This window comes from Kitasatospora sp. NPDC007106, assembly GCF_040634455.1.
In the GTDB taxonomy this organism is placed as follows: domain Bacteria; phylum Actinomycetota; class Actinomycetes; order Streptomycetales; family Streptomycetaceae; genus Kitasatospora; species Kitasatospora arboriphila.
On record NZ_JBEYFP010000688.1, the window covers coordinates 1 to 3,101 of the forward strand.

General features: G+C 71.9%; 3 protein-coding genes and 1 pseudogene. 1 reads left to right on the forward strand and 3 read right to left on the reverse strand.

The features are described from left to right. Positions 1-227: 227 nt before the first annotated feature. Positions 228-1,181 (reverse strand): NmrA/HSCARG family protein, encoded by a 954-nt coding sequence (locus ABZ641_RS30790; protein ID WP_359987077.1) that lies wholly within the window; start codon positions 1,179-1,181, stop codon positions 228-230. Positions 1,182-2,010: 829 nt separating this feature from the next. On the opposite strand from ABZ641_RS30790, the gene ABZ641_RS30795 reads away from it, so the two are divergent. Beyond that, entirely contained in the window at positions 2,011-2,391 is a 381-nt protein-coding gene (locus tag ABZ641_RS30795; protein WP_359987080.1) for a hypothetical protein, read from the forward strand. A gap of 248 nt (positions 2,392-2,639) precedes the next feature. Here the strand turns inward: ABZ641_RS30795 and ABZ641_RS30800 are convergent, their stop codons facing one another. Next, complete coding sequence (locus tag ABZ641_RS30800) at positions 2,640-2,909, reverse strand: hypothetical protein (RefSeq protein WP_359987083.1); 270 nt, start codon at positions 2,907-2,909, stop codon at positions 2,640-2,642. Then, positions 2,884-3,101 (reverse strand): annotated as a pseudogene (locus tag ABZ641_RS30805) (type III effector protein); the annotation flags it as partial. The gene ABZ641_RS30800 and the pseudogene ABZ641_RS30805, both read right to left, overlap by 26 nt.

Below are 3,101 nucleotides of genomic sequence, written 5' to 3' on the forward strand. Positions count from 1 at the left end.
GCAGCACCCGGGCGTGCTGGGTCAGGAACGTCCAGCTCGTGCGGGGCTCGTGCTCGTCCGCCACAAAACAAGTATGAACCCGAATGCCGGTTTTGCCGGACATGGATTCTTGGTGACCATGAGGCCGGCGGGCCACCGGTGCCGGGAAGACGCCGTTCTCGTGGCTGAGATGCCGGTTGGCGGTGCGTGTTCGCGCTCCGAAAGCATGGCGATGGTGGACTGCCCGGTCACGTCCAGGCGGCACGGAGCCGGTCGGTGTGGGCGGTGAGCCAGGTGGCGAAGGACTGCAGGTCGGGGTTGAGTTCGCGCACTGCGTCGAGGTCGCGGGCCGAGGTGAAGCGCTGCTCGCAGTCCGCGTAGTACTGGAACATGTTTCCGGCCTCGTCCGCGCCGGGAAAGCCGAGCGCGCGGAACTCGTCCGGGCTCAGCGGCTCGTACCGCACCGGCACGCCGACGGCCTCGGTGAGCTTCGTGGCCATGTCGGCGAGCGGGACGTGCTCGCCGGCGATGCTGACGGTGGCACCGATGAGGTCGCTGCCGCGCTTCAGGACGGCGAGCGCCGTCTTGCCGATGTCGTCGACGGCGATGCCGGACAGGCGGCTGCTGCCCATCGGGAAGACGAGCCGGAGCGAGCCGTCGTCCTCTCGGTGGGGGCTGAAGGCGCCGTAGAGGTTCTCCCAGTAGAACGTGGTGCGCAGGAAGGTGGTGGGCACGCCGGCGTCGGTGAAGTACCGGTCGGCCTCGGCCTTCGCGTCGAAGTGCGGCACGTTGTACGAACCCTGCAGGACCGGCATGCGCGGGTCGTCGAGCGGGATGCACTCGCGCGTGTCCTCCAGCGTGGACCAGACGGCGTGCTGCACCCCGGCGTGCCCGGCGGCGTCCGCCAACGCCCGGGCCTGGTCCTGTTCCCGTTCGGCGGACATGTGCTCCCAGAAGTTGGTCACCAGGTAGGCGCCGTACGCGCCCTCGAAGGCCGATCCGAGAGTGCCGGGTTCGTCCATGTCGGCCCGGACCACCTGGGCGCCGAGCCGCTCCAGTTCCCGCGCGCCGTCGGAGTCGGGATGGCGGGTGACGGCTCGGACGGTGAACCCGCCGGCCTCGTCCGCGAGGACCGCCCGGGCGAACCCGCCGCCCTGCTGTCCGGTCGCTCCGAACACTGTGATGATCTTCTTGCTGCTCACGGCATCCTCCTGACCCGCACCCTGGTGCGGGCGCAACAGTCCCAGCGCACCCCAGGTCGTCGTTCACGGCAAACCGAGCACCGCTGTTCAATCACGAGGCGCTGCGCAACGCCGGGTTCCGGCGTGGACGGCCTGCGCGGGCGGGCGCCCCGTGCAGGCCCCCGATGCACTGTGCCGGTCAGGCTGTGCCCGGTCGCGGAAGGCGGAGGATCTGTTCCGCGAGGGCGAGGCCCGGGTTGTGCCGGGCAGCAGCCGACCGGGCCGCACCGGTCACGGCGCCTCGGTGCCCGCCGCCGGGGGCCCGGGTTCCTCTCGTCGTCCGCTTCGGCCCCGACGTCCGCCGGTGTGGGAGCTGTGACCGACCGCTCCTCCGCGGACCGCTTCCGCGTCTCCTCGTCGGGCTCGACGGTGTCGTCGTCGGAGGTGGTCATCGAGCCGTCTCCGTCGGAATGCAGACCTGCACGCCACACGCGACAGCCACCAGGCGGCTTCCCCCGTCGGCTGCGGCCGCACCGCCTCGACCTCGCGGATCGCAGCCGACCGGCACCCGGGTTCGTCCTCGACGCGCGGCGGGTAAGGAGAGCAGCGCCGGCCTGTGGCCCGAAGCCGTCGCGTGGCCGCGGGCGTGATCGTTCCGATGGCGGATACGCTCCGAGCATGCGTCGCCACGATCTTGTCGCCATCGGTGGGGGTACGGGAAACGCGCTGATCGACGACCGCTTCGCGCATCTCGATGCCGCGGTGGTCTCACAGGGCCCGTTCGGCGGCACGTGCCTGAACGCCGGCTGCATCCCCGGCAAGATGCCTGCCGCGACGGCGGATGTCGCCGATGCCGTCCGCGACGCCGGACGGCACGACGTGGACGCAGCCCTTCACCGGGTGCGCTGGTCGGACGTTCAACGACGCGTCTTCCGAGCCGACCCGGCTGGAACGCAATCCGGGTGGTCTTCGCGTTGTCCTGGACGACGGCACGGCCGTCCTGGCCGACACGCTGGACGAACACCTGCGCACCAGTGCCGACGGCGTCCGGGCGATCGGCGACATCGTCACGGGCGCGCCGCTCAAGCCCGTGGCCAATCGGGAGGGTGGGGCCCGACCCGGCCGGCAGTCGTTCCGGATGTCGGGCGCGGCTTGTCCGCAGCTTCGCCGAGGCAAGTGGCATGGTCAGGACACCGGGCTCGCTTCGGAGGTGAGCAGCGCGAGGAGCTGAGGGCGGTGGAGGGCGGCAACGGGCTCGAGAGGGTCGGGGTGGCGCAGCAGGGGTGTGGCGTCGGTGTCGCGTTGGGAGGGGAGGATCGGGCGCCGAGGGTCGCCGGCGATCCCGGTGTGGTCGGTGGCTGTGAGGGCCTGGTGGGTGCGGGCGGCGAGTGCGGGGTCGGCGAGGAGGCAGGCGGCCCAGCTGACGACGGTCTCATCCGTACGGTGTTGTCCCGCTGACCGGTGGTGCGGTCTCTCCCGTCATGCCGGTACGGCGGCTTGGTGGCTGCCGACCGGTTGCTGCGGCGGGGAGGTCGGAGGGTCCGCGGGCGTGGGGGAGGCCTGCGGGGGCCAGGGCCGGTGGGCGAGGTCGTGGCGGAGGGCGTCGAGTCTGGCCAGGCAGGTGTCGATGGTGGCGATGGCCGCGCTGCTGTGCTCGTGGATGCGGCGTTCGATGGCGGCGAGCCGGTCTTCGATGTGCTGCCAGCGGGCTTCGGTGGTGGTTTCAGGTGCGTCGTTGGTCGCTGTCATGGCGGAGGCGGTCGGTGCGGTGGGCGAGGGTGTCGAGGCGGTCGGTGAGGTCGGGGTGGGCGGCGCCGAGGTGGGGCCGCATGTCGGTGAGGGGCGCTATCAGGTCGGCCGGGTCGGGTGCGGCGAGGGCGGTGGTGAGTGCGGTCAGCGCCGGGCGGGCTGTGGGCGGGAGGCCAGGTGCCGCGATGACCT

What these genes read in the sequence shown, in the direction of transcription:
- ABZ641_RS30795 (WP_359987080.1), top strand. Translation starts at nt 2,011, where the DNA reads ATGCCGTCCGCGACGCCGGACGGCACGACGTGGACGCAGCCCTTCACC.
- ABZ641_RS30800 (WP_359987083.1), bottom strand. Translation starts at nt 2,909, where the DNA reads ATGACAGCGACCAACGACGCACCTGAAACCACCACCGAAGCCCGCTGG.